The sequence below is a fragment of the Mycobacterium sp. GA-1285 genome, from assembly GCF_001499905.1.
Taxonomy (GTDB): Bacteria; Actinomycetota; Actinomycetes; order Mycobacteriales; family Mycobacteriaceae; genus Mycobacterium.
The window spans coordinates 1-1289 of the sequence record NZ_LQIS01000042.1 but is presented as its reverse complement, the minus strand read 5'-3'; the positions used below and the strand labels follow the sequence as shown (position 1 = coordinate 1289).

Genomic DNA, 1289 nt, shown 5'->3' with positions numbered 1-1289 from the left:
TCAGTGTCAGGGTGATGGGGCCGCTTGTTGCGGTGGTTGGATCCTGATCACCTGGTGTCTGGCTCTTAGGGTGCTTGCCGCCTTCGGGTTGGCGTCCATGGGTTTTGCCGGCACCAGGTGTGAAGGACCGGCCGGCGTGACTTGATAGGAGCGTGGCTTCGCCCCCACTGAGATGTGTCCGCCGACCGGCCCAACCGTCACCTCACAGTGAAGGAGGCAACCACCATGGTTGTTGTTGGAGCCGATGTTCACAAGCGCACTCATACCTTTGTTGTTGTCGATGAGGTCGGCCGCAAGCTCGGCGAGATGGTTGTGAAAGCCACCACCGACGGGCATCTACAGGCCGTGCGGTGGGCGCGCACTCAGTTCGGAATTGAGCTGGTGTGGGCGATCGAAGATTGCCGGCACTTGTCGGCGCGACTGGAGCGCGATCTGCTCACCGCGGGTCAAAGGGTGGTGCGGGTGCCTCCGAAGTTGATGGCCCAGACCCGGGCGTCGGCGCGCACGCGGGGCAAGTCCGATCCCATCGATGCATTGGCCGTGGCGCGGGCTTTTTTGCGCGAACCCGATCTGCCCGTCGCCTCGCACGACGAGGTGTCGCGGGAGTTGAAGTTGTTGGTAGACCGCCGTGAAGACCTTGTCGGGCAACGGACCTCGATAATCAATCGGCTGTTATGGCGGGTTCACGAGCTCGACCCCGACCGGGCGCCCAAGCCGCGCTCGCTGGATCTGGCCAAACATCGCCGGTTACTCGGTGACTGGTTGCAGACCCAGCCAGGGTTGGTCGCAGAGTTGGCCCGCGATGAGCTGGCCGACATCACCGGGCTCAGCGAGCAGATCAACGCGTTGAGCAAACGTATCGGCGAACGGGTCCGTGTGATCGCCCCGGCGTTGTTGTCGCTGCCCGGCTGCGCCGAGCTCACCGCGGCCAAGATTATCGGCGAGACCGCCGGGGTGGCCCGTTTCAAAAGTGAGGCGGCCTTCGCCCGCCACAGTGGTGTAGCCCCAGTTCCGGTGTGGTCAGGCAACACCGCTGGCCGCGTTCGGATGACCCGTTCAGGTAATCGTCAGCTCAACGCCGCGCTGCATCGCATCGCCGTGACGCAGATCCGCCTCGACGGACCCGGTCAGACCTATTACCGACACCGCCTTGCCGAAGGTGACTGCTCCTCCGAAGCCCTGCGCTGCCTCAAACGCCGCCTGGCCCGAACCGTCTTCGGCCATCTCCACACCGACCAAACCAACCGACAAGAGCCTTGCCAACCGGCAGCGGCTTGACATAGGAGAAA

The 1289-nt window shown here is 63.8% G+C and carries 1 protein-coding gene; it reads left to right on the top strand.

Annotation, left to right across the window (positions count from 1 at the left end):
* Positions 1–207 precede the first annotated feature (207 nt).
* Positions 208–1278 carry an IS110 family transposase gene (locus AU193_RS17410; protein WP_216637290.1) on the top strand — a complete coding sequence of 357 codons (1071 nt, stop codon included), beginning with the start codon at positions 208–210 and terminating at the stop codon, positions 1276–1278.
* The last annotated feature ends 11 nt before the right edge of the window (positions 1279–1289 follow it).